At 64.7% G+C, this 22,584-nt stretch carries 19 protein-coding genes; 8 read left to right on the top strand and 11 right to left on the bottom strand.

Annotated elements, in window-relative coordinates; all coding sequences use genetic code 11:
• The first annotated feature begins 25 nt into the window (after positions 1-25).
• The 4 genes from HSRCO_RS10900 to HSRCO_RS10885 all read left to right on the top strand — a co-directional run bounded on the left by HSRCO_RS10900 (position 26) and on the right by HSRCO_RS10885 (position 5,479).
• Positions 26-1,540: a methyl-accepting chemotaxis protein gene (locus HSRCO_RS10900; RefSeq protein ID WP_259517674.1), complete on the top strand. Its 1,515-nt coding sequence runs from the start codon at positions 26-28 to the stop codon at positions 1,538-1,540.
• Positions 1,541-1,542: 2 nt separating this feature from the next.
• Complete coding sequence (locus tag HSRCO_RS10895) at positions 1,543-1,980, top strand: chemotaxis protein CheW (RefSeq protein ID WP_259517673.1); 438 nt, start codon at positions 1,543-1,545, stop codon at positions 1,978-1,980.
• Positions 1,981-2,025: 45 nt separating this feature from the next.
• Positions 2,026-4,635 (top strand): PAS domain-containing protein, encoded by a 2,610-nt coding sequence (locus tag HSRCO_RS10890; protein ID WP_259517672.1) that lies wholly within the window; start codon positions 2,026-2,028, stop codon positions 4,633-4,635.
• A gap of 112 nt (positions 4,636-4,747) precedes the next feature.
• The gene (locus HSRCO_RS10885; RefSeq protein ID WP_259517671.1) at positions 4,748-5,479 is read left to right on the top strand and encodes an MBL fold metallo-hydrolase; all 732 of its coding nucleotides are present in this window, start codon (positions 4,748-4,750) and stop codon (positions 5,477-5,479) included.
• A gap of 4 nt (positions 5,480-5,483) precedes the next feature.
• On the opposite strand, the gene HSRCO_RS10880 is transcribed toward HSRCO_RS10885, so the two are convergent.
• The 7 genes from HSRCO_RS10880 to HSRCO_RS10850 all read right to left on the bottom strand — a co-directional run bounded on the left by HSRCO_RS10880 (position 5,484) and on the right by HSRCO_RS10850 (position 15,162).
• Positions 5,484-6,551, bottom strand: a complete 1,068-nt coding sequence (locus tag HSRCO_RS10880) for an mRNA surveillance protein pelota (protein ID WP_259517670.1) — start codon at positions 6,549-6,551, stop codon at positions 5,484-5,486.
• 61 nt (positions 6,552-6,612) lie between these two features.
• Positions 6,613-8,709, bottom strand: coding sequence for a ribosome rescue protein RqcH (gene rqcH, locus HSRCO_RS10875; protein ID WP_259519797.1), 2,097 nt, complete (start codon positions 8,707-8,709; stop codon positions 6,613-6,615).
• Positions 8,710-8,928: 219 nt separating this feature from the next.
• A complete protein-coding gene (locus HSRCO_RS10870) occupies positions 8,929-10,569 on the bottom strand; it encodes a tRNA uridine(34) 5-carboxymethylaminomethyl modification radical SAM/GNAT enzyme Elp3 (protein WP_259517669.1) in 1,641 nt (546 codons plus the stop codon).
• Between the two features lie 43 nt (positions 10,570-10,612).
• The gene (locus HSRCO_RS10865; RefSeq protein WP_259517668.1) at positions 10,613-12,817 is read right to left on the bottom strand and encodes a DHH family phosphoesterase; all 2,205 of its coding nucleotides are present in this window, start codon (positions 12,815-12,817) and stop codon (positions 10,613-10,615) included.
• Between the two features lie 116 nt (positions 12,818-12,933).
• On the bottom strand, positions 12,934-13,521 hold the full coding sequence (locus tag HSRCO_RS10860; RefSeq protein WP_259517667.1) for a thymidine kinase: 588 nt from the start codon (positions 13,519-13,521) through the stop codon (positions 12,934-12,936).
• Between the two features lie 52 nt (positions 13,522-13,573).
• Positions 13,574-14,155 carry an NADPH-dependent FMN reductase gene (locus tag HSRCO_RS10855; RefSeq protein WP_259517666.1) on the bottom strand — a complete coding sequence of 194 codons (582 nt, stop codon included), beginning with the start codon at positions 14,153-14,155 and terminating at the stop codon, positions 13,574-13,576.
• A gap of 83 nt (positions 14,156-14,238) precedes the next feature.
• On the bottom strand, positions 14,239-15,162 hold the full coding sequence (locus HSRCO_RS10850; protein ID WP_259517665.1) for an A/G-specific adenine glycosylase: 924 nt from the start codon (positions 15,160-15,162) through the stop codon (positions 14,239-14,241).
• An 82-nt stretch (positions 15,163-15,244) separates the two neighbouring features.
• Between HSRCO_RS10850 and HSRCO_RS10845 the strand changes: the two genes are divergently transcribed.
• Positions 15,245-15,571, top strand: coding sequence for a hypothetical protein (locus HSRCO_RS10845; RefSeq protein WP_259517664.1), 327 nt, complete (start codon positions 15,245-15,247; stop codon positions 15,569-15,571).
• Positions 15,572-15,589: 18 nt separating this feature from the next.
• On the opposite strand, the gene HSRCO_RS10840 is transcribed toward HSRCO_RS10845, so the two are convergent.
• Complete coding sequence (locus HSRCO_RS10840) at positions 15,590-16,987, bottom strand: aspartate aminotransferase family protein (RefSeq protein WP_259517663.1); 1,398 nt, start codon at positions 16,985-16,987, stop codon at positions 15,590-15,592.
• A gap of 317 nt (positions 16,988-17,304) precedes the next feature.
• Complete coding sequence (locus tag HSRCO_RS10835) at positions 17,305-18,102, bottom strand: IclR family transcriptional regulator (protein ID WP_259517662.1); 798 nt, start codon at positions 18,100-18,102, stop codon at positions 17,305-17,307.
• Positions 18,103-18,409: 307 nt separating this feature from the next.
• On the opposite strand from HSRCO_RS10835, the gene HSRCO_RS10830 reads away from it, so the two are divergent.
• A complete protein-coding gene (locus HSRCO_RS10830; protein ID WP_259517661.1) occupies positions 18,410-19,864 on the top strand; it encodes a Na+/H+ antiporter NhaC family protein in 1,455 nt (484 codons plus the stop codon).
• Between the two features lie 63 nt (positions 19,865-19,927).
• Positions 19,928-21,142, top strand: a complete 1,215-nt coding sequence (locus HSRCO_RS10825) for an AI-2E family transporter (RefSeq protein WP_259517660.1) — start codon at positions 19,928-19,930, stop codon at positions 21,140-21,142.
• Positions 21,143-21,481: 339 nt separating this feature from the next.
• Here HSRCO_RS10825 and HSRCO_RS10820 read toward each other — a convergent pair whose 3' ends face one another.
• The gene (locus tag HSRCO_RS10820) at positions 21,482-21,763 is read right to left on the bottom strand and encodes a PadR family transcriptional regulator (protein WP_259517659.1); all 282 of its coding nucleotides are present in this window, start codon (positions 21,761-21,763) and stop codon (positions 21,482-21,484) included.
• Positions 21,764-21,911: 148 nt separating this feature from the next.
• Between HSRCO_RS10820 and HSRCO_RS10815 the strand changes: the two genes are divergently transcribed.
• Positions 21,912-22,187, top strand: a complete 276-nt coding sequence (locus HSRCO_RS10815) for an amphi-Trp domain-containing protein (protein ID WP_259517658.1) — start codon at positions 21,912-21,914, stop codon at positions 22,185-22,187.
• 193 nt (positions 22,188-22,380) lie between these two features.
• On the opposite strand, the gene HSRCO_RS10810 is transcribed toward HSRCO_RS10815, so the two are convergent.
• Positions 22,381-22,527: a hypothetical protein gene (locus HSRCO_RS10810; protein WP_259517657.1), complete on the bottom strand. Its 147-nt coding sequence runs from the start codon at positions 22,525-22,527 to the stop codon at positions 22,381-22,383.
• Between the last annotated feature and the right edge of the window lie 57 nt (positions 22,528-22,584).

Below are 22,584 nucleotides of genomic sequence, written 5' to 3'. Positions count from 1 at the left end.
TGGTGGTATAGCCTAAATCACACGTATGGGTATCATAACGAAACTCGTCGACGTATTCGCCAGTAGCGAAGCCGAGGACGACCCGGAGCGGGAGACGACGCCGTCTGCCCCCCAGGGGGACGTCGAGATCGGGGTCGACGAGGGTTCGGTTGCGAGTGAGCAACCGTCGGATACCTTCGAATTCCCGGGCGAGACGGATTCGGGGCCGGAGGCGGCGGCCCCCAGGACGATGACGGCCGACGGCGGCACCCAGACCCAGGCGCTCGCCGACCAGCCGATGGACTCGCCGGGCGACGACCTCCCCGAACCGGACAGACCCGAGCTCGAGGTCGTTCTCGAGGACGACCCCGATCAACTGTTCGACAACACCGGGACCGCCCTCCGGGTCATCGACGACCAGTTCAACGTCGCCAAGCAGAACCGGGTGATGACCGAATGGACGGGGGTCGACGCCGAGAACGAGGACCTCAAGTGCATGAACCAGATGTCCGGTCCGGTCTGTGGGACCGAGAACTGCACCGTGAAGCAGTTGATGGAGCAGGGAAAACAGCGGGTCGAAGTCGAGATCGAAAAGGAGCTGGCCAACGGCGAGACCCGAGAGACCCTCCTCGTCTCCGAGCGGATCACCAACGCACGCGGTGAAGTGGTCGGCATTACGGAGAGTTTCAAGGACATCACCGACATCAAGGACGCCCAGTCCGACGTCCAGGAGTCCGTCTCCGAACTGACGACTGCCGCGGAGGACGTCGCCGAGAGCTCGGAAGGAATCAGTACGACCGCCGAAGAGATGTCGGGTGCGATGGAGGAAGTCACCTCCGAGGTGGCGAATGTCAGTGCCACGGTCGAGGAGGTCGCATCGAGTGCGGAGGAGGTCGCGGCGGTCAGCAACCAAGCTCGCGAACAGGCCGAGGGCGGGTACGAGACCGCCGAAGAGGCCATCGACACGATGGAGGACATCGACGAAGCCGCGGGCGAGGTCTCCGCCGACGTCTTCGACCTGCGCAACCGGGTCGACGAGATCGACGAGATCGTCGAACTCATCAACGACATCGCGGACCAGACGAACCTGCTCGCGCTCAACGCCAACATCGAGGCCGCGCGTGCCGGCGAGGAGGGTGACGGATTCGCCGTCGTGGCGAACGAGGTCAAGAACCTGGCCGAGGAGTCCCAGGAACACGCCCAGACGATCGAATCGATGATCGGCGGGATCAAGGCGGACACCGAGGAGACCGTCGAAAGTCTCGAGGAGACGACCGAGGAGATCGACGAGGGTATCGACATGGTCGAAGAGACCATGGAGCGCCTGGAGGACGTCGTGGCCGCGATCCAGGAGGCGGCCAACGGGGTCGACGAGGTCGCGGATGCGGCCGACGACCAGGCGGCGAGCACCGAGGAGGTCGCCGCGATGATCGACGAGGCCAACGCCAAGGCCGAGGACGTCGCCGCCGAAGTCCAGAACATCGCCGCGGCCAACGAAGAACAGGCCCAGATGGTCTCCGACATCGAGGAGGCGATCGGCCGTCTCGACCAGGGGATGTGACGATGGCGGCGACGGACACACAAGAGAGCGAGGTTTCGACGGTGAAACAGGGCGTCGTCTTCCGGCTCGGCGAGTCGGCGTACTGCCTCGACATCACCGCCGTCGACGAAATCGTCGAGCGCGGCACGCTGACCCCCTTGCCGAACACCGCCGAGCACTTCGAGGGTGTGATGGACCTTCGTGGCGAGACGACGACGATATTCAACCCACGCAGCTACTTCGACATCGACGCCGAAGAGGCGGGCGGCGACCGGATCCTCATCCTGGATCGAGAGGACGGTAACGTGGGCTGGATCGTGGACAGCGTCGAACGGGTCATCGAATACACGGACGACGCGATCGAATCGGAGATGAGCGATGGCGCAGTCGAGGGCGTCTTGCGCCGGGACGACGGGTTCATCATCGTGGTCGACCCCTCGGTCGTCGACGATACCACCTGATCGATAGCTGAGTTGGCCCCTCTTCGAGGGGCCGGAGTCCGATCAATGAACGAAGTGAACGTCGAACATCGATCGCTCGATGATCTGGCCGAGACACTTTTCAGCCATACCTCCGATCTCGTGGTCGTCAAGGACACGGAACACCGGATCGTGCGGGCCAACGAGCGGTATGCGTCGATCTTCGATGCAACGCCCACCGAACTCGTCGGCCGGGGCACGCGGACGCTCTGGGGCGCGGATGCGGTCGAATCGGTCCTCGAGGACGAACGACGGGTCTTCGATGGGCAGGAGCTCCGTGATCGAGAGCGGCGATTCCCGTGCTCCGGCGGTGAGGATTGCTGGTACGCGTTCAACTACGTACCGCGGTACGACGAGACGGACAGTGTGCAGGGCTTTCTCGCCATCGGACGGGAGATTGCCACCAGGAAACGGATCGAACGGGAGCTGGAGCTGTTCGAGAACGCCGTCGAAGCGGCAGGTCACGGTGTGTACATCACCGACCCCGACGGGACGATCGAATACGTCAATCCCGCCTTCGAGACGATCACCGGCTATTCCCGTGAGGAGGCCATCGGCCGCACCCCCCGGATATTGAACGCCGGCGAGATGTCCGAGGCGTACTTCGAGGAGCTTTGGGCGACGGTACTCGATGGCGAGCTCTGGGAAGAAGAGATCGTCAACCGAACGAACGGTGGCGAGTTGTATCGAGCCCATCAGACCATTGCCCCGGTCGAGGACGGGGCCGGTGATCTGCTGGCGTTCGTGGCTATCCAGACCGATATCACGGAGTACAAAGACTACGAGAAGCGTCTGCGGCGGTACCGTCAGGCCGTCGAGAATTCGAAGGCCCTCATCGCTGCGGTGGACCGAAACGGGACGTTCCACTTCGCCAACGACCGGTTTCGTGCATTCTACGGGCTAGACGACGCCGACCTCTCGGCGGAGACACTGGAGTCTGTCATCGGAGAGACGGCGTTCACCGCCATCGAACCATATCTGGATCGTGTCTTCGGCGGCGAACGAGTCGAATTCGAAACCACGCGAGAGGACGCGACGGGAACTCCACGACGGCTGGCGATCTCGGGGTACCCACTACGAAACGACGAGGGGACGGTCGTCTCGGCTGCCGTCTCGATGCAGGATATCACCGAGTCGTACGAGCAATCCAAGGAGAACGAGATCCTCGCGGAATATCGGCGAGTGATGTCGACGGTCAACCGGGAGCTCGTACGAACCGACTCGGTGGAGGAGATGCTCACCAGGGTCACCGACATCATCGGGTCCAGCGACCTGTTCGGCTGCACGTTCGCCGCGCTCATGGATGACACTACGCCGTCGTTTGTCTGCAACAGCGGGTCCGATCTCGACGACCGAGCAGTGGCCTCCTTTCACACGACTGCGTACCGCGAACGGGTGATCGACGAGGGGTTCTACTGGATGGACGACGTCACCCAGGAGCCGTTCGCACAGCACGGCGAAGACGTCCCCGCACATCCCGGTGTCGCCATCCCACTCCAGTACGAAGATGAGGCCTACGGCGTGTTGACCGTCCATTTCCAACGAGACCTCGAAACCGATGCCGTATCCTGGGAACTCCTCTCCGAGGTCGCCGACGACATCGGCTTTTTCCTCTACAACCAGTCACTCGAACACGATTATCGGACGTTCCAGGAGATCGCCGAACGCATCGACGACCCAATCATGCTCCAGGACCTCGATGGACAGTATAGGGTCATCAACGACGCGGTCAGCGAGTACGCGGGACGGCCAAAATCCGAGCTAATCGACGGAGATGAGTTCGCGTTCATGGACGACGCTGCTGCCGAACAAATTCGAGAGAACAAAGAACGGGTGCTCCGCACGGAGTCGCCCGTCGAATACGAAACCACGACCGAATTTCCGACCAAGGGCGAACGTAGCTTCTCGACTATCCGGTACCCACATTACGACGACTCCGGCACGCTCGATGGGACCGTCGCGATCTGTCGGGACGTCACGGAGTTAAAAAAGCGCGAACAACAGCTGCGTGTGATGGACCGGGTTCTCCGGCACAACGTGAACAACAACATGAACGTCGTCACGGGGTACGCCGAGATGATTATGGAGTCTTCGTCGGGGGAGACCGTCACGCGCGCCGAAAACATCGTCAAGATGAGCGAGAAACTCCTCGAGACGACGGCGAAGCAGCGACAGATCACGCGGTTTCTCTCGAATCCGGGGTCCACTACCCGGTACGACATCGCAACGGTCGTCTCGGATATCGTCTCGACGATCAGCGACCGATATCCGGCTGCCGAGATCGAAACGTCTCTCCGGGCGGATGTCTCGGTGACCCTCCACGACGGGATACCGCGAGCCATCGAGGAACTTCTCGAGAACGCGATCACTCACTCGGACCGCGACCAACCGACGGTCGAGGTGCAGACAGCGGTCTCGGCGGATACCATTCGAATTCGAATCGGGGATCACGGCCCCGGGATTCCACGGATGGAACGAGAGGTACTCTCGGGCGAGACGGAGGTCGGTCCGCTGTATCACGGCAGCGGGCTCGGTCTCTGGTTCGTGAACCTGGCCGTCAAACACGCCGACGGCGTTCTGGAGTTCGAAGACAACGAGCCGCGCGGCAGTGTCGTGAGTATCCGTCTCCCTCGCTGAGTGAGCCGACTCCACCGAAGATTCGACCCCACGCAGACGCCCGGCCGGGCCGAACCGCTCCTCGGGTGGCCAACCCCGAAGTGTTTTCCTTCAGGCTGCCCCCGGGTCTGCCATGCAACTGACGTTCCTCGGGACCGGGAGCGCGATGCCCGACGGGAACCGCGTCCAGACCGGCCTCCTGCTCGAAGACGACGAGCGGACACTCCTCGTCGACGCCGGCAGCGGGGTCCTCCACCGCCTCGCGGGGACCGAGACGGGCTACGAGGGGGTCGATACTGTCCTGCTCACCCATCACCATCTCGACCACGTATCGGATATCATGGCGCTGATCAAGGCCCGGTGGCTCGTCGGTGAGGAATCGCTGACCGTCGCCGGGCCGGCGGGAACCCGCGACCTGGTCGACGGCCTCCTCGGCGTCCACGAGTACATGCAAGAGCGGATCGACCTGGAGGTCCGCGAGGTCGACGTCGGGTCGTTCGAGCTGGCCGGGTTCGCCGTCGACGCGATGGAGACGCGACACTCGCTCCCGGGCCTCGCGTATCGCTTCGACGACCGGGTGACGATCAGCGGAGATTCGGAGGCCTTCGACGACCTCGCGGCCTTCGGCGCGGTCGGCGACGTCCTCGTCCACGACTGCTCGTTCCCCGACGAGGTGGACGTCTCGAACCATCCGACGCCCCGGTCGCTGGGCGAATCGCTCGCGGGTCGGGCAATCGACGCGGTCTATCTGACCCACCTCTACCCGCACACGAACGGCAAACACGACGAGATGCTCGCGTCCATCGCCGAACACTTCGACGGCGACGTCTCGTTCGCCCGGGACGGACTCACGGTCTCCGTCTAGTCGCTCAGTTCAACCGATATCGCAACAGCGCCGCGATGCCGCCCAGGTTTCGTAACTGCTGGCCGGGGTCGAACTCGTGGGAGAAGACCGTGACCTCTCCGCCCTGCTGGTCGACCGACTCGACCAGGTCGTTGACGTCGACCGCCCAGTCGCCGTCGCCGGCCCGTTCCTGTCTGAGCCGTTCGTCGAGGACGAGGAGCGTCTCCACCGCACCGTATTCGACGGCCTGCTGGACCGCGTCGATGCCGTAGGCCACCGCGCCGTCGGTCGCCATCCCCTCCATGAGTTCGTCGATCAGCGCGGACTCCTCGGCGATGCGGGTCTGCTCCTGCACTTCGTCGACGGCCCCCCGCTTGAGGACCTCGTGGACGCCCCGCCCGCCGGCCGCGCTCGTGTCGACGACCGTGATGGCGTCGGTTAGGTCGGGATAGGTCTCCTCGATATAGTCCAGTGCGTCCTGTTTCGTGAATCCCGGTCCCGCGAGGATGATGGCGTCGGTCTCGAGGTGGGTGAGGGCGCTGGCGAGGTCCTCGAAGAGCTCCTCGCGGCCCCGTGAGAACTCGCCTTTGCCCGTCGTGTTCGTGAACGTCGCGTACTCGTCGACGCCGTACTGGGCGACGGTGTGGATGTGCGCCTCCCCCTCCTCGACGGTGGCGATGGCGACCTCGGGCTGTTCTGCGGCCTCGACGGCCGCCTCGATGCGGTCAAGTTGATCCGGTTGCCAGACCTTCTCGATGGTGATCTTCTCGTTCGTCTCGACGTTGAGGGTGTGGTGCAACCCGAGTTGGTCCTCGCGCGAGCACTCGTCGATGACGCCGCTGACGCGCAGTCGGTTGGCGAACTTGTGGAACTCGACCTCGTCGACCTCGAGGGTCACGTACATGTGTTCGCGCTCCCCGCCCGTGTCGCGTAACTGCTCGTCGTCCCGCTGGATGCGGCGGTGGGTGTCGCCCGAGACGAGGTCGCCCGGCTCCAGCACGTACGTGAGATGCCAGAGGTCGTCGAGGCTCTCGGGAACGAGCGTGATGGCGGTCCGACCCCCCTCTCGTCGCTCCCGGTCCGAAACGTGCATTGGATTGGTCTATCCGGTTGGACGGCAAGAGTCCTTCCGTTCGGGACCGCCCCGCTGCCGGTCAGTCCGCCATGCGACTGCCACCGGGCGGCATGAACAGCTGGATCTCGTCCGGACTGGCGACCTTCCGGACGAAGGAGGTGTCCGCGAACCGGTCGCGGAACTCGCGGTAGATGCGCTTTGCCGCGTCGCCCTGGGCGTATCGGCCCGGTTCGAGCCGTATCGACGTCTCGGTCTGTTCCTCGATGGCCTCGGGTGGCCCGCCGACCACGCGGGTCTCCGGTTCACAGGTGATGCCCACCGCACACCCGACCGGGCTGTCCTCGTAGTACGTCCGGTCGCCCCTGATGGCGAAGCCCCCCTTCTCCAGGTACTCGCCGCTCTCCGGCGTCTTCGAGACCTGCTCAGGGTCGACCATGTAGGCGTCGCCGGTGAACTTCCCGTCTTTCCACACCGAGGAGTAGGTGACCGCGAACTGGGCGGCCTCCTCGAGACTTCGATCCGGCACGTCGATGTCCTTGGACGGTTCGCTCGGATCGGAGGTTTTCAGGACGGTCACCGGTCCGCCGTGGGCCTGGGCGTGGAAAAAGCGGTCCGTGGGTTCCATGTACTTCTGGACGATCTCCTCGTTCTGGTCCGCGTTCCGGCCCCCGATGACCAGGAAACCGTCGCTCGTCCTGAACCAGCGGAACCGGTCGTACCACTTCTCGGGTTTGCGGACGGGGATCGAGGTTCGTGAGAGCCAGTCTATCTCTTCGTCCGCTTCGTCTTCGTCCGTCTCCTCGGGTTCGTCCCGTGATTGCCACTCTTCCTGGCGGCGTTTCAGATCGGCGAGTTCCTCTCGGGTGTTCTCCACGGCTGTCAGTGCGCCCTCGCGCTTCTCCTCGATCCGCTTGGCTTCGGTGTAGAGGCGGTCGGCGTTCTTCTCGACGCCGTGTCGGGGGTCGAGGGCCACCTCGTAGTCGCCAAGTACCACCGTCACCATCCCCTCTGCACCGTCAACGTCGACGACCGCCGCTGCGGCCTCGATACCGGCGTCGGCCCCGTCGGCCAGCGTCTCCTCGATGTCCTCCCAGCCGTGGCCAGCCTCGCGTGCCTCCCTGACGGTGGAGAGGATCTCGTCGACCAGGTCGTACTTTGCGTACACGAGCTCGGCCTTCTCGCGTTCGGTTTCGGCGTCGGCTTCGAACTCCTCGATGGCGCCCTCCTGCTGAGCGATGATCCGCTCTCGCTGTTCGATCTCCGCGGCGAAGTCAGGTCCCCCGGACTCGTCGACGGCCCCCTGTTCGTCCGCCGTGTCGAGATTCGTGAAGTAGTCGTCGAGTGCCTCGTTGATGGTATCGAACGCCTCACTGTTCAGGTGGGCGTACTCCTCGAGCGGCACCGGCGTCACGTCCACGCGGCCATCGTCCTCGTAGTAGACGCGGGGGTCGATCTCGCCGGCGAGGATCGGATCGATGAGCCGCTCTGCGGCGTCGAAGAGCCGCTCGTAATCGTCTTCGGTCGCGTCGGCGATATCGAGTTCCTTCTCGACGCCGGCGCGGGTACAGATCTCTTCGGCGTAGAGCCCACCGAAGTTCAACTGGGTCGCGAGGGTGCGGACGACGTCCGTATCGGAGTCCTCCATGTGGGCGACGAACGCTTCGGCGTCGAGGTCGAGCGGGTTCACCCGCGCCTGCGGGAACCCGTACTGGGCGCCCGGTGCGACGGTCCGCGACTGTAGGCGGACGGTCTGGAGGGAGTCGATCACGTCACCGTTCTCGTCGAGAACGGCCACGTTGCCCTCCCCGAAGAGTTCGGCGACGATGGTGGTGTCCGCGTCGCCCCGTCGGAACTCGAACTCGAGGATACGATCGAAGCCGTGCTGGCGCACGCCCGCGAAATCCGCGCCGGCGATCCGGTTGCGTAGCATCTTCGCGAAGTTCGGTGGTCGCCCTGGGGCGTCGGGGACGTGTTCCGGGCGGGCGACGTTCGCCCGCTTGCGCTCGCCGACCTCGACGAGCAGTTCGATCCGCCCCCGGTCGTACTCGCGCATCTTGAGGCGAACGAGGTCGTCCCCGTAGAGGTAGGCCTTGTCGACCTTCGCACCGGTGTACGCCGACAGCTCTCGGGTGAGTGCCACGAGGTCGAGGCTGGACACCTCCCGCTTTGGCTCCATGCCACCGGCTTCGACGCGACCACCCTTTTGCCCTGCGGTGTCCGCCCCTGGGTTCATACCCGAAGCCACGCCCAGGTTGGGCCGTGCGCTGACCGCCGATCGGCTCGGAACGCGAAATCCGCGGTGGAACCGGGCCGAGACCGACGACCACCGCGTGTTCGCCATTCCGATAGCGTCGCGGCTGCTCTCCGACCTTCCCGGAGTTCGCGTTGGCCGTCCCTAGAGCGACGTGCTCACGTACTGGCCGTCCTGGAAGTACCCGAGTTTCTCTCGATAGTACTCGCGGGCGCCGATTCCGGAGATGACGCTCAGCTTGTCGTAGCCGGCGTCCGCCGCGATCTCCTCCGCGCGGCGAACCAGGCGTTTGCCGTAGCCGCGGTGCTGGAAGTCCCCTTCGCCAGCGCCGACCCCGACCTCGTTGCCGTAGACGTGGAGTTCGCGGACGAGTGCGGCGTTCCGTAGCTCCGGTCGCGCGACCGTCCCCGGGAAGCGAAGGCGGAGGAAGCCGACGAGCAGGTCGCGATCCCGGTCCTCGAAGGTCAAGAAGTGCTCGGTGCCGCCGGCGACCTCGTAGGTCTCGACGTCGAAGGTGACGTCTTCGGGGTCCTCGTCGTTCATTCCGACCTCCCGACAGCGGATGCACTCGCAACTCGTCCCGCGGTCGTCCATGCGCTGGCGTGCCAGTTGCCGGAGGTTCGACTTCCACACGCCGGCGTCGATGAAGTCGGCGGGGATGTCGCGTTGTACTCGCTGGAGTCGCACGTAGCGTGGCAGGTCGGCCTTCGCTTCGGCGACGAGTTCGGCCGCCTCGTCGTTCGTCAGCGGGTCGAAGTCGCCACGCCGCCACTGGTCGTAGACGCGCGTCCCGCGGACGACCAGCGTCGGGTAGATCTTCAGGTAGTCGGGCCGCCAGTTCGCGTTCTCGAAGATGCGCCGGAAGTCCTCCCGGCTCATCTCCCAGGACATGCCCGGTTGCCCCGGCATCATGTGGAAGCCGACCTTGAATCCCGCGTCCCTGAGCCGTCGGTTCGCGTCGATCGCGTCCTGGACACCGTGCCCGCGGTGCATCCGCCGGTTGACGTCTTCGAAGGTGGTCTGGACGCCCAGTTCGACCTTCGTCCCGCCGAGTCGCAACATCCGGTCGACGGCCTCCGGTCCGGCCCAGTCCGGCTTCGTCTCGAAGGTGGTCCCGACGTTGCGGACTGTCCCGGTCTCGTTGTCTGTGACGACGTTCTCGAGATACTCGAACTCCCGTTCGGACGGGGACTGCGCGAAACTCATCCCCTCTGCGGGCTCGGGTGGGTCGTCGGGGTCGAAGTCGTTCATCGCCTGCAGGGCCCGTTTGACGAACCATTCCTGGTAATCCGCAGAGCGGGCGGTCAGCGTCCCGCCCATCAGGATGAGTTCGACTTTGTCGACCGGGTGGCCGATCTCGCGCAACTGGGCGAGGCGGAGTGTGACCTGCCCGTACGGATCGTAGTCGTTCTGTTCGGCGCGCGCAGCGGCGGGTTCGTGTCCGGTGTAACTCTGTGAGGAGGAGAACTCCGAGGCCGGCCCACCCGGGCAGTACAGGCACTTCCCGTGGGGACACGGTTCGGGACTCGTCATGATCGCGACCGGAGTGACGCCGGATGCGGTACGGACCGGCTTTCGCTGGAGGACGGCCTCGACGGTCTCCCGGTGTGCCTCGGGTGCGACGTTCAGGAGGTCGGTGTGGGTGGGAACGGTCGCGGCGCCGTGCTCGCTGCAGGCGTCGAGTTTCGCCCGCTCCACGTCGCCCTCGCCGACTTCGCCGTCGATGATACGCTCGACGACGTCTCGGCAGACGGCCTCGAACGTGTCGTCGACGCCAGAGCTCATTGCCCGAATGCAGCCGTCTGCGGCGGAAAAGGATATCGTTCGTTCAGGAGAGACGGGACGCTATCTCGTCGACGACCGCGTCGACGACGGCCTCCCGCTCACCGGAGAGGAACTCGATGCGGCCGTCACGACCACCGCGCGGCGTGACACCCGCCTGTGGAAGCGCTTGCGCGATGGTCTCGGCGACCGTCCGGACGTTGACCGGTCGCGTGCTCCTGACGCGGAGTTCGTCACGTTTCACGGCGACCGTCACGCGCGGGCCGTCCGTCGCTTCGCGGCGCCGGTGGAGGGCGTCGACGAGTAACGCCGCCGGTGGGAAGTCGTAGCGGTGGGTGTACTCGTCGACGTTCAGCACGTCGAAGACGACGCCCGACTCGTTGCGCGCTTCGAGGTGGGCGATGGCCGTCTCGAGCTGGGACTCCAGCTTCTCCGAGAACTGTTCGCTGATCGGCGCCGCCAGGGAGGCGTTGCGTTCGTCCCAGAAGAGGTCGGCGATGAGTTCGCGCTTGTCCTCGTAGGACTGGTAGAACGCTTCGAGGGTGACCGCATCACGGATGTCGTCGAGTGCGTCCATGTCGTAGCCGGCGGCCGCGGCCAGATCCTCGTAGCGGGCCGGTCGTTCGTCCCAGTAACTCGCCGCCGGAAGGTGGCGAAGATCCGCTCTGACGTCCTGGTTGACCAGGGCTGCGAGATGGGACCCGAGCGTTCCCGTCGTGACCGGGTCGCCGCCGGCGGCGGTGGGACTGACCAGCACGTCGGCGGTCGTCGCTGCGGCGGCGTCGGCGTAGCCCCCGTCGACGACGACGCTCTTCGCGTCGTAGATATCCAGCAGTTCGAGCCCGTCGGTGGACTCCCGTGTACTCCCGGCATCGACGAGGACGAACAGTGGGTGTTTCTCGTCGTGACGGTCGGCCGCCTCGAGCATGTCGGTGACGTCGCCCGTCGCGGCTTCCACGTCGTAGAACTCGTCGTCGAGGGGCCGGCGGTCGACGTAGTGGTACTCGGCGTCGCTCTGGGCGTGTTCCTCCCGGATGAGTGGCAACAGTGCCCGTTCGAGGGCGGTGCCGGCGACGTAGCCGTCGAGCGTGGCCGTGTGCCGGACGATGACCGGACGCGCCTCGATGACCGCGCGGCGGATCGTCGTCGCGGCAGCGACCAGATCCTCCAGCACGACGGACACCTCGGGATCGTCGACGAGGAGCGACGTGTCGGCCGGTGTCGCTCGTTCCTCCATGGCGGCCTCGAGTCGGGCGAGAACGGCCTGGCCGTCGTCTCCGGTCAGTACCTCGAGGTCGCTCGTCTCTATCTGGAGTTCACCGCGACGGCGTTCGACCTCCCCGACGAGACGGATCACGTCGTCGACATCGACGTCGGGGTACGCACGGACACCGGCCTCTTCGAACGCGGCACAGTCGATGGTCCCCGTCTCGTCCGTCACGTCGAAGATGGTCGGCCCGCCAGTCTGACGGATGCCAGCGACCGTCCCTTCGACGGTGACTGTCTCGCCGATTTCGTCCGCTAGCTGACCGATCTCGACGCGCTCCGGTGGGGGCGTCTCGCGTTCGGTGGTGTCCGTCTCGACAGCGGCCGATTCGGTCGTCTCGTCGGGTTCGGTGGAATCCTCGACGACGTCGTCCGTCTCCCCGACCGGTTCGGTGACGGTTTCGGTGTCTGTAGCGCCATCTGCCACCGTGCCGTCCGATACTGTCGATTCGGCGGACCCGGATTCGGGCTCCGTTTCCGTCTCCGGGGCGGTTTCAGGCTCCGTCGCCGTCTCCGCCGCCGTCGTAAAATCCGACTCGGACTCCGTCTCGACTGGTTTGGGCTCCGAGATGGAACTGGAACGGCCCTCCGTCTCCTCATCGTCGTCAGCGTCAGTCTCCGGGGCCGCCTCTGGCGGGTCGTGCAGGTTGCCGCGGAACTCGCGTTCCTTCTGGCGGATGGACCAGCCGAGGTCGATGTTGCCGTTGTCGTGGACCTGGAGGACCTGGACGAAGACCTCGTCCCCGGGGTCCCAGTCGAGCGATTCGAGTCGTTGTGGTATCTCGCTACGGTGCAGGAGGCCGGTCACCGGGCCGATGTCGACGAAGACGCCGAACTCGGCGAAGCCGTCTACGACGCCACGATAGTAGCGACCTGCGGTCAGGTCGTCGGGACGGTCCCCGTGAAACGTAAAGGAGGCGTCCTCTTCGTGGGTCTTGCAGATGCGGCCGTCGGTGGGCTTGCCACAGATAATACACGTGCCCATGTTATCAGGACAAAATCAACCCGACCGTAAACGATTGTCGAAAGTCCCCTGCCCGTGCGATCGCCGTCCCGACCACTCACTCGAGGGCGAAACGGGGCCCGGATGAGCGAGCGACATCACTCGGTCCGGACGACGTGGCAGTTCCGACAGCGCGCCTCGTAGGACTCGTCGGCCCCCACGATGGTCGTCGGTTCGTCCACGTGTGCTGGTTGGCCGTCGACGATTCGCTGAGTCCGGGTCGCTGGTTCGCCACAGATGGTGCAGATTGCCTGGAGTTTGTCGACGTACTCGGCCGTCGCGATCAGCTGTGGCACGGGTTCGTAGGGGTCGCCGCGATACGTCTGATCGAGTCCACTGACGATGACACGCCGGCCTGCACTGGCCAGTTCCTGGGCCACGTCGACGAGCGGCGGATCGAAGAAGTTGGCCTCGTCGATGGCGACCACTTCCTCGCCGTCCAGTACGTCGACGACGTCCCAGACGCCCGCTCCATCGTTGTCGACGACGGTCGCCTGCCAGGAACTTCCCGCGTGGGACCCGAGCGTCTCCTGGCCGAAGCGGTCGTCGATGGCGGGGGTGAACGCGGCGACGGACTGGCCCGCGATCTCCGCGCGGCGCAGCCGACGGAGCAGCTCCTCGGTCTTCCCGGAGAACATCGATCCGGTGATGACCTCGACCCACCCGCTGTTCGTGATGGCGTGCATGTGATGCACGCGGTGGGTCGGGCGCAAAAATCGATTGCTTCGCCCGTGATCGTCAGGTGTCCTCGACTTCCTTTACGTTGTGCGCGCCCTCGAAGGAGAGCGGGTCCGGTTCGATGTTCGCGTACTGGACGACCCGTCGGCCCAGCGTCCGCACGCGCTCCGCGATGTCCTCGTCGACGATCTCGCCGTCCGCCACCGTCGAGGAGGCGTTCGGTATCGCGGCCTGATGGGGGAGCACCCAGGCGTCCAGCGCTCGCATGGTCGATCGGAGGTGTTCGAGTGCCGTGATCGGGAAACTCCCGCCGGCGACCGCCAGCAGGCCCACGGTGGTGTTCTCGAACTCGTCGAAGCCGCTGTAGTCGATGGCGACCTTGATGGGCGAGGAGTACGACCCGTGGTACATCGGTGTGCCGAGTACGACCGCATCGGCGTCCCGCAGACGCGACTTCAGCGCGACGGCGTCGCCGGCGTCGGACGCGTCCGGGTCGTACATCGGCAGGTCGAACTCGCGGAGGTCGATCAGGTCGGTCTCGGCACCCAGTCGCTCGGCCTCCGCGAGCGCCTCTCGCGAGGCGATTCGCGTCACGCTACCCGCTCGAAGACTGCCGACCAGGGCCGCGATTCGGACTGTCATAGTGGCAGGTCTCCTCGCGGGCAAAAAACCGTCCCGGTTGGATACCGTTCCCGCCGGAAGTTGGGACGGGAGACGACCGCCGCTCAGCGCTGGAGTCGAGCAGTCGCCTCGCCCGTTTCGTCGCTCTCGACCACCTCGACGAGGCCATCGTCGGCCAGGTCGCCGAGCAGTTCGGCGAGCCACTCGCGGCCGTGTTCTCCGTCCGGGTCGTAATCGACCCGCACACGGGGCCCGAGTTCGTCGAGTGCGAGCTCGTCGTTCGATTCGAGCGCCGCGACGACTCGGCCGCGCATCTGTCGCCGACTCCCCTCGAAACTCGGCTGGGTCGGAACGTCCGGCGCGGTGAAATCCCCACTCTCGTACGCGTGACACCACTCCCGCCAGGGACACTCCGCTTCGTTGCACCGGGGGGTCTTCCCGCACGCCACCCCGCCGAGTTCCATGATGGCGTTGTTCCAGACCCTGGATTCGCCCTCGGGCATGAGTGCTGTGGCGGCCGCCGCGAACGCCCCGTCGTCGTCCGGGACGTCGAAGGCCCGGAAGAGCACCCGTTTCACGTTCGTGTCCACGACCGCGTCGCCCGCATCAAACGCGAAACTCGCCACCGCGTTGGCGGTGTACGGGCCCACCCCCTGCAATTCCTGTAGCTCGTTGGGCGTCTCGGGGAACTCGCCCCCGAAGTCCTCGCGGACCTGGTTGGCGGCCTCGTGCAGGTACCTCGCCCGGTTGTTGTAGCCGAGATTGTGCCCCGACCAGAAGCCGACCACGTCCGCCCGGTCGGCGTCGGCGAGGTCCGCGATCGTCGGCCACCGTTCGAGAAAGGCCTCCCAGGCGGGGACCACCCGGTCGAGTTGGGTCTGCTGGCTCATCACTTCGGAGACGAGTATCTCGTAGGGGTCGGTGGTCTCGCGCCACGGGAACGAGCGGTGGTCGGTCTCGTACCACTCGACGAGCGCACGTCGCACGGCCCGTCGGTCCGGCGGGAGCGACCACTCTTGCTCCGTCATCGGACCGGACAACGGGAGTGGTGGGCTTCAGTATGGCGCCCGAGGCGAAACGCGTTTCCGGCCACCTGCCCGAACGAGTGCTATGAGTCTGGACGACCTGACCGACGCCGTCGACGCGGAGTACGCCGACCTGCGTGACCTGGACGTCTCGCTGGACGAAGAGAGTCGAACGGAACTCGCGCTCCTCGCGGCCGCACTGGACACCGAGGACCCGTCCGATCTGGTCCAGCGCGCCGTCCACCTCCTCTTCCAGTCGACGGTCGACACCGGCAAACTGGACTTCCACCTCCGGAGTCGCTACGACGTCACGTACGACGAGTACCTCTCGGGGATGACCTACGAGGAGATGACGGGTGGGGCGGCGTTTCCACAACCGGACGACGAGGACCAGCGTCGCTACCAGTTCTAACCCGACCGTCGCGGCCGATCAGATCGTGTCTTCGCTCGAACTGACGGCCGGCCCGACACGCTTGACCTTCGAGTCGTCGAGGGCGTCCTCGACGAGGCTCGCGGCGAGGTCGATCTCGCGTTCGGTCACGTCGAGGGGCGGGAGGAATCGCAGGGTCTTCACGCCACAGCCGAGCGTGAGGAGGCCACGCTGGAGGAGCGCCTGCACCATCGCCTCGCGGCGGTCCTTCGTGTCGAACTCGACGGCGATCATGAGCCCTTTGCCGCGGACGTCCACGACTGCGTCCGTGGCGGCGTCCTCGAGTCGCTCGACGAACTGCCGGCCCCGTTCGACGGCGTTCTGCATGAGGTCGTACTCCTCGATGGCCTCGATGGTGAACACGCCCTGTGCGGACGCCAGGATGTCGCCCGCTCCCCAGGTCGAGGAGAGTCTGGCCTTCTTGTCGGGGAATATCTTCTTCTTCCCGATGGTCGCGCCCACGCGGAGGGCCTTCGCGCTCGTGATGACGTCCGGCTCGATGGGGAAGTGATCGGACCCCCAGCGTTCCCCGGTGCGGCCGACGCCAGACTGTATCTCGTCGGCGACGAGGGGAATGTCGTAGCGATCGGTGAGGTCCGCGATGTCCCGCATGAACTCGTCGCTGGGTATCTTGTAGCCGCCCTCGCCCTGGATCGGTTCCAGGATGATGTAGGCCACGTCGTCCGGGTGGATGTTCCCGGAGTCCGGGTCGAGACGACGGCGGAGTTCCGAGACCTCCGAGTCGCCCGGGAAGTACCCACAGTCACAGGTCTCCGGCGTGCAGGTCCTGTCCTGGCAGAACGGCATATCGTGAACCCCGGAAATCTCGGGGAACTTGCGGCGATGGGTGGACTTCGAGCGGTTGAGTGAGAGGGCGCCGAGCGTGCGACCGTGGAAGGCCCCGTCGAACGTGATCGCCCACTTGGCACCGTCACGGTAGTCGTAGCTGATCTTGATCGCGTTCTCGACCGCCTCTGCGCCGGAGTTCGAGAGGAAGACGGTGTTCAGACCGTAGTGGTCGGTGAGGTCCGTCAGTCGGTCCATCAGGTGGGCCGGTCCGGGGAAGCCGGCGTCCTCGGGACTCGACGTGTCGGTCGCCACGTAGAAGTCCTGGCCGGCCATCTTCATCGGATCGACGAGGTCGAACTCCTCGAACTTGTCCATGATCTTCGGGTTGTTGTACCCGAGCGGGGAGGCCGCGACGTGGCTGGTGAAGTCCATCAGGACGTTGCCATCCACGTCGGTCACGAAGGGTCCCGCGGCATCCTGGGTGATGTCCCAGACGAAGTCGTAGACGTAGGTGCTCGTCGCCGCGTTCTGGTGATGGAAGTCGACCCACTCGCTGGCAAGTTCGCCCGGAAGGGCGGTGACGTCGGGTTCTGCGGTTGCGCGCTCCATGTACGTCCCTTGTTAGACAAACATACATAAATTTACGCTATATTGGTCGGCGGTCGTAGAAATATCGCGGATGCTATCTGGTTGTGGAATTCTGTAGCGACGTGGTTTGAATATATCAAACAATTGTGGCCGCGATACCGGCCGGTTCGCCCGAACTCCGAACCGGTCGGCTGGCGTGCCTGGGACGGTCGGCAGTTCGTCGCCTCCGTTAGCCCATCTCGCGACGAATCGAGGACACCGCCGCTCGTCGGTTCGATATGTTCGAACTCCTCTGGCCGCCCAGGAGTGCACTCCCTCGCTGGAAGTATCTCGCGGTCTCAGACGTCCAGAACCGCCGTCTCGAGGTTCACTTCGATGATGTTCGCCGCCTGCATCACGAGTTCGGGCACGGTCGTGTGGAACCGGTCGCCGGACAATCGGCGCTTGGGCGCGGTCACACTGATGGCTCCGGCGACGTCGTCCTCGATGCCGCGAACCACGGCGCCGACCGATCGCATCCCCCGAACCTCTTCTTCGTCGTTGACCGCGAACCCACGATCCCGGATGTCGGCCAGCTCGGCGGCCAGCTCCTCCCGGTCCGTGATCGTCTGGTCCGTCTGGGCGACGAGTCCTTCCGCTTCGATGATCCGGTCTACGCGTTCCTGGTCGAAGTGGGCCAACATTGCCTTGCCCGTCGAGGTGTAGTGGAGATGCTGCGGTGCCTCGCGCATCCGGAGGTGGTAGTCCATCGCGATGGCGTTCTCGCCACGTCGCTCTTCGATGGTCACCTCTCTGCCGCGGTCCGCCACGGTCAGGTGGACGTACTCCTGGGTCTCCCGTGCGAGGGTCTCTACCTCCTCTCGGGCCGCCCGGTAGAGTCTCGTCTCGTTTCGGACCGTCTCGGCCATCGGGATGAACCGAACGCCGAGCCGGTAGACGCCCTCGTCCCGAGTGACGAACCCCTCCGCTTCGAGCGTCGAGAGGTAGGTGTGTACCGTTCCCTTCGACAGGTCGATGGCGTCCACGACGTCGACGAACGTCGGCGCGTCCTGGAACTGGATCGTTCGCAGGATGTCGCTGACCGTCCCCACGGACTTGATCCGGCGGGGCTCGTCCCCCGAATCGCGCTCGCTCATACCACTGCGGACGCGGGCAGTGGTCATACGAGTTTGGATATCTCAAACTCAACGGGCTGTGGAGATCGGCGACGTCCAGTCATCGGTCCTGGGTGTGTGGGACATTCACAATCGAGGTCGGTACAAGAAATCTTATGTACGTCGTTTTGGGTCGTTCACCTGGAATGATCCGAACCGCTAGCGGTTCACGTGCGTTCGCCGCCTTCGCGGCGGGACGGGCCACGATCGATCCGTCGACCGACCGATCAACTCCGTACGACCCGTTCCGTCGTGAACGTCGTCGAATCGGCTCGATGGAGGCGCAGTAATGGCCTTCGACTTCGAACCCCGACTCTACGAGGACATCGATGCGGAACAGCGGCCGTCGTTGGTCGAGTCGCTCGTCCCCGTCGTGGCGATGCTCGGGTTCCTCTCGTTGGGTATCGTCTTCCTCGAACTGGATCCGCAGATGCCGCTACTCTGGGGGATCGTCTTCACGGGCCTGATGGGTCGATACTACTTCGGCTATACGTGGTCGACCCTGTACGACGGGATCAGTCGGAGCATCCTCATGGGACTACAGGCCATCCTCATCCTCTTCGTCATCTACATGCTCATCGCCTCGTGGATCGACGCCGGGACCATCCCGACGATCATGTACTACGGGCTGGAATTTCTCACGCCGACCGTCTTTCTCCCCTTCACGGCCGTCCTGGCTGCCATCGTCGCGTTCGCCATCGGTTCGTCCTGGACCACGGCAGGGACACTCGGGGTGGCCATGGTCGGTATCGGCTCCGGACTCGGCATCCCCGCCCCGATGACCGCTGGTGCGATCCTTTCCGGTGCGTACACCGGAGATAAGAACTCACCGCTTTCGGATACCACCAACCTCGCGGCGGCAGTGACGAACACCGAACTCATGGACCACGTGCGGGCGATGCGCCCCGGAACGTCCATCGCGTTCGGGCTTTCCGTCGTGTTCTTCACGTTCCTCGGTCTCGATGCGGCCGGAGCGATCCCCGCTGGCCGCGTCGCCGAGATCCAGAGCGGCCTCGCCGGGACGTATGCGATATCACCGCTGACGCTGGCACCGCTGGTGTTGACCTTCGCGCTCGCGCTGTACGGCTACCCCGCGCTCCCCTCGCTCACCGCGGGGATCTTCGCCGGTGTCGGCGTGAGCACGCTCTATCAGGGAACGGCTTTCTCGACGGCGTGGTCGACGGTCCACTACGGAACCAGTCCCGAGACCGGCGTCCAGCTCGTGACGGACCTCCTGGCGAGTAGCGGGCTCTCGGGGTCGATCTGGGTGATCTCCATCGTCGTCGCCGCCCTCGCGCTGGGCGGTATCTTCGAGGCGACCGGCATCCTCGCGGCCATCGCCCACTACATCGGTGAGGCCGTCAGTTCGGTCGCTGGCGTGACCGCCGGGACGGCCGTGAGCGCGATCGTGGTCAACGTCCTGGCCGCCGAGCAGTACATGGCCATCGTCGTACCGGGGATGACCTTCCGGAACCTCTACGACGAGTACGACCTCGATAGTCGGAACCTCTCACGTGCAATCGAGGCATCGGGGACGACCACGTCCGCCCTGGTCCCCTGGAACTCCGGTGGCGTGTACATGGCCGCGGCGATGGGGGTGCCCGTCGTCTCGTACGCGCCGTACTACATCTTCGGGTTGCTCTCGCCGGTGATCCTCGTCGTGATGGGGCTGACCGGCTGGAAGATCTTCTACCAGGACGACGCTGACGCCGGAGCGGCTCCGTCCGTGGCCGGCGCCGACTGAGGCCGTTTCGGCTTCCTGTTGGCCATCCACACTGTTTAGAGGCTGGCCACCGTCAGTGAGCATATGCCGTCGCCGTGGGAGATGGGCCGGGCGCAGATCGGCTGGTGGACTATCGCCGGACTACTCGCGGCGTTTCTCGCGTACCTCTTCGTCTCGTTCGTCGGGACCTTCGTCTTCGGACTCTTCGTGTACTACGCGACGCGGCCGATCTATCGCCGGTTGCGGCGGGTGGTCCGACCGCCGTCGTTCGCGGCGGCCATCTCCCTCGTCCTGATCATCCTCCCCGCCATCCTCCTGCTCGCGTACACCATCGCCATCGGATTACAGGAGTTCAGTCGCCTCGTCGAGGTCCAGGGTCTCGACATCGGCCAGGTGGAGACGTTGATCGAACCGTACGTGGACATCTCCGGGCTCGTCACCGACCCTGTCGCGATTCTCTCACAGCAGATCAGCTTCGATGCCATCTGGCAGAACCTCGGTGATGCGGGAGCGTACGTCGGCTTCTTCGGGACCGCGGCGTTGCACCTGTTCGTCATCATCCTCCTCTCGTTTTACCTGCTACGCGACGACCACCGGCTTGCCGACTGGTTCACGGAACGCTTTACGGACGCCGATGGCGTCCTCGAGACCTACGTCTTCCGGGTCGACCGTGACTTCAGCATCATTTTCTTCGGCAACATCCTCAATGCCTTCCTCACCGGTGTCATCGGCGCCATCGTCTACGGGGGACTCGACCTCGTCTCGCCTGCCGGTATCGGAATCCCCTATTCGACGCTACTGGGGCTTCTGACCGGTATCGCGAGCCTCGTTCCCGTCATCGGGATCAAACTCGTGTATTTCCCCCTCGCCGGATACCTGGTCTACGGCACTTACCAGACTCCGCAACTGCTCTGGTTCCCGGTCCTCTTCGTCATCGTGTCGTTCGTCGTCGTCGACGTCATCCCCGACCTCGTCCTCCGGCCGTACGTCTCCGGGCGTGGCCTCCACCTCGGGATGGTCATGATGGCCTACGTCTTCGGTCCCCTCCTCTTCGGCTGGTATGGCCTGTTCCTCGGACCGATGTTGCTCGTCCTGGTCGTCCACTTCGCCGACCTCGTGCTCCCCGAACTGGTGGAAGGACGCGAGGTCAGACGGGGCGGACGGGACGAGCCTCGTGGACGACCACCCGACGACGGGGGCGATGATGGACCCGATTCGGCCGGTAAGGTGGTCGAATCTCGCTCCAGCCCAGACGACGCTACGGACGATCCATCGCCTGGACCGTCCGACCTGTCTTGATTATCTCCCGGGCGGTGCGACGTGTCCTGCTCATCGGCCGAGCGGTCCGACCTGCCCCACAGTTCTCGCGGTGCTCGTCGCGACACGATGGCGCCGAATCGATCGCTGGTGCGAGTCTGGTCCCGTCGTGTGGCCTGTTACGGACCGCCGAATCCGTGGTCTGGGATTCACAGTCGGCACTGGTTCGGATCGGGGGTTGATTCGTCCGACCCGTCCGAGCACGAACGGGACGAAGGGGAGGACGGAAAGAGCGAAACGTATAGAACTTCTGTCAGATGTCGGGGCTACCCGCGAAGCTACGTAGAACGCCGAGGAGCGCGGTCCTCGGCAGCAAAGACGTCACTCCTCGATGGCGACGTACTGGGACTCCCAGTCGCGACGTGCGTCTATCTCGCGACGACCGCGACGGGTCACGGTGTAGTAGTTCGTTCGCTGGTCGCGTTGTCCCTTGTCGATGAGCCCCTTGTCGACGAGCGTGTCGAGGTTCGGATACAGTCGGCCGTGATGGATCTCCGATTCGTAGTAATCCTCGAGTTCCTCCTTGATCGCGAGGCCGTGTGGTTCCTCCAGCCCGGCGACCACGAAGAGGAGGTCTCGCTGAAACCCTGTCAGGTCGTACATATGTCTGTCCCTAAAGACATCTTACTACCACGAAACTATAAATATACTGTTGTCATCGCCGCACTTGCCGGGTTTCGCGGCGTACCAACCCGCTGAAACGACTGGTCCCGACACGAGACTTATCACTGTTCGACGCCAACGTACTGACATGCCAGAAGAAGTGCTGTTCGTCACGGAGTCTCGACAATCGCGATCCGACGTCGCGGAGTACCTCCGCGCAGTAGCCGACAGACTCGAGGCAGGCGATTCGGTCTCGCTCACGAGCGGCGAGAATTCGATCACCCTCGACCCACCGGAGACCGTCGAGTTCGAGGTCAAGGCCGAACGGGAAACCGGCGATGGCGCCCCCGAACTGAGCGTGGAGTTCGAACTCGAGTGGAACGAGAACGGCGAGACGGCGGACGAGTCCCTCGACATCTCGTAAAACATCGTCGACGAGTACGGGACGGCCGCCGCTACTCGATCGTTGGTACGCGAGCGGAAGTGGAAGCGAGGTCGAAAACCGACCTCGCTGCCGCCCTGATTGGTCCCCGCTGACGCTTCGGCCCTCCAAAGCGAAGCGTCAGTTGAGCCATTCGGCCCGTCGAACATAAATGTACCGCCAGCGCCCGGCGCGCCTAGATATGTTCTTCTTCCAACACCCAGCCGAGGGCGCGTTTGTAGTGGGTGAACATCTGCCGGATCCCCTGGTGGTTCATCTCCTCGCTCTCGAGCTGTTCGGCGAGGAATTCGTACTGCTCGCGGATCTCGGATTCGTCGCGCATACTGCTCGTTATCGACCGAGCACAAAAACGACCGGGGCCGGCTCCGCTCTCTGACAG

Source organism: Halanaeroarchaeum sp. HSR-CO (assembly GCF_024972755.1).
In the GTDB taxonomy this organism is placed as follows: domain Archaea; phylum Halobacteriota; class Halobacteria; order Halobacteriales; family Halobacteriaceae; genus Halanaeroarchaeum.
Note: the sequence above shows the minus strand (reverse complement) of the source record. Positions and strands in the feature narration are given on the sequence as shown.

What these genes read in the sequence shown, in the direction of transcription:
- rqcH (WP_259519797.1), bottom strand. Translation starts at nt 8,709, where the DNA reads ATGGAGCCAAAGCGGGAGGTGTCCAGCCTCGACCTCGTGGCACTCACC.
- HSRCO_RS10820 (WP_259517659.1), bottom strand. Translation starts at nt 21,763, where the DNA reads ATGTACGACCTGACAGGGTTTCAGCGAGACCTCCTCTTCGTGGTCGCC.
- HSRCO_RS10900 (WP_259517674.1), top strand. Translation starts at nt 26, where the DNA reads ATGGGTATCATAACGAAACTCGTCGACGTATTCGCCAGTAGCGAAGCC.
- HSRCO_RS10815 (WP_259517658.1), top strand. Translation starts at nt 21,912, where the DNA reads ATGCCAGAAGAAGTGCTGTTCGTCACGGAGTCTCGACAATCGCGATCC.
- HSRCO_RS10870 (WP_259517669.1), bottom strand. Translation starts at nt 10,569, where the DNA reads ATGAGCTCTGGCGTCGACGACACGTTCGAGGCCGTCTGCCGAGACGTC.
- HSRCO_RS10825 (WP_259517660.1), top strand. Translation starts at nt 19,928, where the DNA reads ATGCCGTCGCCGTGGGAGATGGGCCGGGCGCAGATCGGCTGGTGGACT.
- HSRCO_RS10850 (WP_259517665.1), bottom strand. Translation starts at nt 15,162, where the DNA reads ATGACGGAGCAAGAGTGGTCGCTCCCGCCGGACCGACGGGCCGTGCGA.
- HSRCO_RS10810 (WP_259517657.1), bottom strand. Translation starts at nt 22,527, where the DNA reads ATGCGCGACGAATCCGAGATCCGCGAGCAGTACGAATTCCTCGCCGAA.
- HSRCO_RS10890 (WP_259517672.1), top strand. Translation starts at nt 2,026, where the DNA reads ATGAACGAAGTGAACGTCGAACATCGATCGCTCGATGATCTGGCCGAG.
- HSRCO_RS10860 (WP_259517667.1), bottom strand. Translation starts at nt 13,521, where the DNA reads ATGCACGCCATCACGAACAGCGGGTGGGTCGAGGTCATCACCGGATCG.
- HSRCO_RS10845 (WP_259517664.1), top strand. Translation starts at nt 15,245, where the DNA reads ATGAGTCTGGACGACCTGACCGACGCCGTCGACGCGGAGTACGCCGAC.
- HSRCO_RS10840 (WP_259517663.1), bottom strand. Translation starts at nt 16,987, where the DNA reads ATGGAGCGCGCAACCGCAGAACCCGACGTCACCGCCCTTCCGGGCGAA.
- HSRCO_RS10880 (WP_259517670.1), bottom strand. Translation starts at nt 6,551, where the DNA reads ATGCACGTTTCGGACCGGGAGCGACGAGAGGGGGGTCGGACCGCCATC.
- HSRCO_RS10835 (WP_259517662.1), bottom strand. Translation starts at nt 18,102, where the DNA reads ATGAGCGAGCGCGATTCGGGGGACGAGCCCCGCCGGATCAAGTCCGTG.
- HSRCO_RS10895 (WP_259517673.1), top strand. Translation starts at nt 1,543, where the DNA reads ATGGCGGCGACGGACACACAAGAGAGCGAGGTTTCGACGGTGAAACAG.
- HSRCO_RS10855 (WP_259517666.1), bottom strand. Translation starts at nt 14,155, where the DNA reads ATGACAGTCCGAATCGCGGCCCTGGTCGGCAGTCTTCGAGCGGGTAGC.
- HSRCO_RS10865 (WP_259517668.1), bottom strand. Translation starts at nt 12,817, where the DNA reads ATGGGCACGTGTATTATCTGTGGCAAGCCCACCGACGGCCGCATCTGC.
- HSRCO_RS10830 (WP_259517661.1), top strand. Translation starts at nt 18,410, where the DNA reads ATGGCCTTCGACTTCGAACCCCGACTCTACGAGGACATCGATGCGGAA.
- HSRCO_RS10885 (WP_259517671.1), top strand. Translation starts at nt 4,748, where the DNA reads ATGCAACTGACGTTCCTCGGGACCGGGAGCGCGATGCCCGACGGGAAC.